We start from the raw sequence: 6,023 nt of genomic DNA on the forward strand, positions 1-6,023 counted from the left end.
CAGCTGGGGGCTTCTCGATACAATTTTAAACAGTAATGCTATCGCAATACTGTTTAAAATCACTCGAAGTGACGGTTGAAACAGCTTAAATTAATTACATTGTGCTCGCACAGCTGGGGGGTAAAAAATAGTAATGGGTAATTATTTTACAATAAACAGATTGCAAAATAATTACCCATTAAAATAAACAAACTTCAATTATCAAGAAGTCCAAAGAAGTATCCTACTTTCTATTTCAAGGTACTACTATCCACTCTTGATGGTGTATCTTTTCCGTTAACAATAGTAGAAGCACTAATCGCAATGGCTTTAATGATTTGTGTCATGTTAACCATATCAAGAGTTTCTATTTCATCACTTACTTTGTGGTAATTCGGTTCGCTATCCATTTTAGAAGTAGAAATCGTATGTGCAGGAACACCCAATTTCGCTAAAGTCGCATTATCTGAACGATAGAATAATTGTTGTTCCGGGTAAGGATCCGGATAAAATTTAAACGCTGATCCTTGTAGATTTTTCTGAAGTATTTCCCCCATACTAGATTTTTCAAAACCAGTGATGTAAGCCGAATTTTTACCCCATTTTGATTCCGTTCCAATCATTTCCAAGTTAAACATAGCCATTACTTGCGCAGGGTCTAATTGTTTCGAAAAATATTGTGCGCCGTAACCACCTATTTCTTCAGCTACAAATGTGGTAAACAGTATCGTACGCTCATTATTATTTAGTTTTTTAAAATACTTGGCCAGCATGATTACGGCTGTAGTTCCAGCGGCATCATCATTGGCACCATTATAAATAGAATCGGTAGCATCGTGCTCCACTCCTTCTGCCGGGGAACCCACACCTAAATGGTCATAATGTCCCGAAAACACAACATATTCATTGGGTTTGCTTTTGCCTTTCAAAACGCCTACTACGTTATTCAATGCTTTTTTTGTAATTGTATTAGTGCCTTCTATTGAAAATTGAGTTGCTTCAGTAGTACCAAAAACAAACACAACCGTATTTCCTCCAGGATTAGCAGTCATTTGCGGAATGTGTTTCACATTTTGGATTCGGGTTTTAAAAGAAGCATCCACAAGAACCAAAAGATTTTTTTCGCTCTGGTAATATTCGTAAAACTTCGGACCAAATTTATCTCCAGCATTTATTTTTACAACTTGAACATCGCTTTTTTCAGTCAAAGCAATTTGCGGTTGGTAGGAAAAAGAAACCACATCTGCTTTGTCTATCGCTTTACCATCAATCAGCACCTTTAGGGAAACATTTTTAGACTCGGTCATGGAAAATTCCTGCTTGAAATCCTTCGCTCCGTTAAATGTTTGCAGTCCTATTTTCTTAAATTCAGATTCAATATAAGAGGAAGCCTTATCGATACCAGGAGTAAACGCTCTTCGGCCTTGCATATCATCCGCCGAAAGCACTTTCTCTATCTTGGTAACGTCTTTTGTATTGATAATTTTATTGATGTTCTGGGCCTGCAACATACAAGCCGAACAAAGTACAAGGGCACTTAAAACAATTTTTTTCATAAATTATAGCATTTAATAACAATAGATTCTACAGTAAGAGTGCAGTATTGAAAATGTGTTACAGTAAAACTACTAAAAAGGTTTAGGACCTATTTACAATTTGGAGCAGAATGATTGAAGTTTTCAAGAACGAAACCTCCTGCTGTTCGCTGTATCTCTACACTTCGTTACGAGGATGCCGCTACCATCAGGGCTAGGAATCACGAACTTTTTTCATAATACCGTTTCCACAATCTGGTCATTACTTCGTTCCGATAGCTATCGGAACGAAGCAATAACACTTAAATAGGCCTCTCAAAAGTAAGAACTAACTACAAATACTCTTTATGGAAAAAGCTTATAATTGGTTCATGAACCGCGTTACAAACGCTACGTTTTGTATTACAATTAAGTTGCTACTCGTTGAAAACGAGCACCAGATGGGTACACTTTATGAATACTCAGATTAGAAAATTATCTATCAGAATAGAATTGAATAATACAAATTTAGTGCTGTTTTATCAGCATCTATACTTATGCAATCAATGCTTTATTTTTTCAAAAAATAGATTTTTAATCCTATCAGAATTTATATGAAACCCTGTAATATTTTGTTGCTTGTCACGAACAAAACGAATACCGCCAAAATTCCTGGCACTACTTAGGAACAAGTCCGCCTGAATAGGAGTGAGACTTATTACGGGTTGATTTTTGTTACTTGTAAATAAGCCTTTTTCATTTTGAGACAATGTGTATGTTGTCTTTAACGCATCGCTGTAAAATGTGCCTGTAAACTCGCTCAAAGCGGTAGAAGAGTGGTTTATAGGGTTGTAGGCTTCATATACATATTCATCACTTTCACCAGAAGTATAAATCATTTTCATGTTACCAGCCTCTTTACGAAATTTCACCATGATAACATCATCGCCATCAACCACCATTTGGAAAATATTTTCTGATATTGGCACTAATTGGCTTTCGTCATTGCTGCCTAAAGATTGGTAACGTAAAGTGTCATTTTTTACATAAACCCTACGAGCCGCCACTCTTTCATTGTCCCAATAATAGCCACTGTATGTTTCTAATTGTTGGGGTGTCATTTTTATGGTTTTAAGCTTACTGAAATCAATACTTGGGGGTTGGGGAAATACATCCCCAAGCGCTTCAATAGCCATATTCATGGCAAGGCTACCATTGTATCTATTGTTGTTGCCAAGTACAAATGAAGTGACATTTTGACGTGGAAATATGAAAATATTACTTGCATAACCGCCCTCTAAGCCAAAAGCCCAAATTTTTGGAACGCCCCGTCTTGCATGTAGATGCTGTTGTCCGTATAATAATCTTCCGGCAGTAGGGTTAAAAGTGGTGGTGCCATCATTTAAAGTAACGGGGGAAGTCAGTTTTTCAATTAATTTTTTGCTGCCTACTTTGGGGCTCTCAAAATTGAGATACCAACGACTTAGATCTGCTGCCGAAGTGTAAAGATTGGTAGTTCCAGTAATGGAATTGTTGCTATGACTATTCTTTAACCCGTTTTTACTGGCTTGATAGGAAATAGCCACATTGGGTATCATCATTTCACTATCATCACAAAACAAGGTATTGGTCATGCCTAGGGGTTGAAAAATATGTTCCTGAGAAAAGGCTGCCAGGGTTTGCCCTGTAATTTGCTTTACTACTTCAGCCAATAAAATGAGTCCTGATGAAGTCTGAGAAAATTTTGTACCCGGTATGTAATCTAATTTCTTTTGTTGAAAGATTAAATCCAGCGCATCTTTTTGTGTAAAAACATCTTTATCTCTCCACCCAGCAATTTCTTTTAAGGCCAAAAAGTCAGGCAAACCACTCGATTGACTTAGCAAATGCTTGATGGTTATTTTGTGTTCAAAATCAGCTAATTGAGGAATGTATTTATGAACATCATCAGATAAAGACAATTTACCTTGTTCTTCCAGTAGTAAAATGGCAAAAGCTGTAAATTGCTTCGACATGGCACCAATTTGAAATTTGGTGTCGGTGGTTATGGGTGATTGATGAGTTACATCGGCACTGCCAAAACCTTTTAAATATACAACTTGACCGTTTTTTAGTAAGCCTGCTGCAACGCCCGGTTTAAATGGATCATTATCCCACTCAGAAAAGACCTTATCTAAGTTTGTAGTTGTTTGTTTTTGTATTGGAGATATTTTTGCTTCCATAAGTGCTATAATCTCCTGAGCCATTTTTGTTCCAGAGCTAGGATCTTGTCCAGTTACAAATCTTCCATCTACAACAACAAAACTGTCCCAACCTTTTTCAGAATACACAAAGTTACCTCCATTGTTTTTTATGGCTTGGTCAATAGCAAAAGGAAATGTTTTGTAGTATTCTTTTTCCTTACTTTCAAACTTGTCCGGAAAACCAGTTATCTTTTTGCCATGATACAGCGATTTTCCAGCATCGTCTTTCAGGTAGGCTAGACCAGCGGTACCGTGACAAATTGCGGAAACCACTCCATTCTGGTTGTAAATTTTCCTTGCAATGTTTTGAATTGTTTGGTTTTCGGCCACGCCAAACATGGCTGCTCCGCCACCATTAAAAAAAATAGCACCATACTCTTCAGTTTTGATGTCTGATGGCTTTAAAGTATGCGCTAATTTGTCCATAAAGAAGGCATCATAAAGATGTTTTTTCTGAATACTGTCAGAAGAATTGATATAGCCAATCGGAATTGCCCCTCCCTTGGGACTGATGAAATCAACAGTGTATCCCGCTTTTATAAATATATCATAAGGAATGACAATTTCTTCAAAGTGATTGGAAGTACTTATTTTAGTGTTTCCATAAAACTCCTGATTTGATGTTACAAACAAGACTTTTTTTTGCGAATAAACAGATGTAATCCATGAGCTGAATAAAATGCCCATAAAAATTGCGAGATAAAATTTAGATCTATACATAAATGAATTTTTTTATGAGTCCAAATGTATAGTTCCACGATGCCTTTCAGTACCTAGTTCGCAAAATAGGAGTCTGATTTTATAGATTCGAACTCATCTTGAGCGTGATTTTTGATATTCTGCGGGAGTTAAGCCGGTTATTTTTTTAAATGCAGTAAAGAAGGTTGATTTTGAGTTAAAACCACTATCATAACCTAAACTTTCAATTGTATAGTTTTTTTCGGTTTCTAATAACTTTTTTGCTTTTTCAATTCTATATTCTTTAATGAGATTTGAAAAAGATTTACCTAATATTTCGTTTACATACTGAGATAATATGTGCTTTGCTACTTTCAGTTCTTTTGCGGCTTCTTCAAGGCTGAAATTTGGATTAAGAAAGAGTTCTTTTTTAACTATTATTGATAGTTTTTGGTCAATTAGATTCAGCGTTTCCGCGTCCATTTCTTTGTTTTTGTATTTCTCTTTTTCTTGAAAAAAAGTGGATTCAGTACTATTTCTAAAAATTAAAAGCAAGACAATTAAGTACAAAATAAATGTAAATGATAAAGCTCCAACTATATAAGATGTGTAAGGTGCGGTAGTATATGCTAACCATATAGATGTAACCCCCAGATAGACGCTAAGGAGCCATACATCTATTTTTTTTAAACTTTCTTTCTCTTTGAATTTTTGAATAATCGGCTGGAGGTATTTTAAGGAAAAAATAATGTAAAGCAACCATTGGCAATATATTGCTTTTACAATCCATCTACTCCAAACTTCACGATGTTCAACATAAGGATAAAAAATCCCTAAAAATGTTATTACTGTCAAATAAGGTATTACATGCTTTGTCCAATTTGGTTTTTCATCTTTTCTATATGATTTCAGATATAAAAAAAGAAATGGACCAATCAGAACACAAGCCGAAAGCCCAACCTGAATAAAAATATTGGATAAGTGCGGATTAAAGTAGAAAAATACGGATTTAATAATTCTGATACTTAAAACCAGCAGTAGTAAGGATAAAAAATAGTTTGTAAAAATTTTCTTTTTAGCATTTATGGCAAAATATAATGAAAGTAAGAAGCCATTAAAAGCTCCTAAGGCGCTAAAGAAGAAAAGTAACTGATTTGATTCTGTCATTATTTAGTTAAATTAATAGTTGTTTACGCATCAATTATCAGAGTAAAAAACACTTTGAAAACCAATTGTCCAAAGAACAAGTATTGTCTTTTTTCATTCAATCAATTTTGAAGTGTCTCACAAAAAAATATCAGCTAACTTGCACATAGCGCTGACAATATTCGACTTATCACCCCTAAAAAGGGACGCTTTGTCTGATAAACGTCAGTGTTTAGTTATTTTCAAATATATAAATTAATACCGAAAAAACTGATTGAAAATATTCTGGTTTTATATCTTTTTTTAAATTAACTTCTTTTAATTCAGGGATTTTAAGGGAAACCGTAAATGCTGTTTTTACCAAAAAAACTACAACTTTTAGGGTTGTAGTTTATTGGAATGGGTACGAAGTCGGGAGACTTCGCACAGCAATCCCGACTCTTAAGAACGTTATTTTTTTAAG

The 6,023-nt window shown here is 34.9% G+C and carries 3 protein-coding genes; all 3 read right to left on the minus strand.

All coding sequences use genetic code 11. The features are described from left to right. Positions 1–230 precede the first annotated feature (230 nt). Positions 231–1,535, minus strand: a complete 1,305-nt coding sequence (locus tag E0I26_RS16265; RefSeq protein WP_131917500.1) for a M28 family metallopeptidase — start codon at positions 1,533–1,535, stop codon at positions 231–233. 521 nt (positions 1,536–2,056) lie between these two features. Then, a complete protein-coding gene (locus E0I26_RS16270) occupies positions 2,057–4,456 on the minus strand; it encodes a serine hydrolase (protein ID WP_131917501.1) in 2,400 nt (799 codons plus the stop codon). Positions 4,457–4,549: 93 nt separating this feature from the next. Beyond that, the gene (locus E0I26_RS16275; RefSeq protein ID WP_131917502.1) at positions 4,550–5,581 is read right to left on the minus strand and encodes a helix-turn-helix domain-containing protein; all 1,032 of its coding nucleotides are present in this window, start codon (positions 5,579–5,581) and stop codon (positions 4,550–4,552) included. Positions 5,582–6,023 lie beyond the last annotated feature (442 nt).

It is taken from the genome of Flavobacterium rhamnosiphilum (assembly GCF_004349195.1).
Classification (GTDB): Bacteria; Bacteroidota; Bacteroidia; order Flavobacteriales; family Flavobacteriaceae; genus Flavobacterium; species Flavobacterium rhamnosiphilum.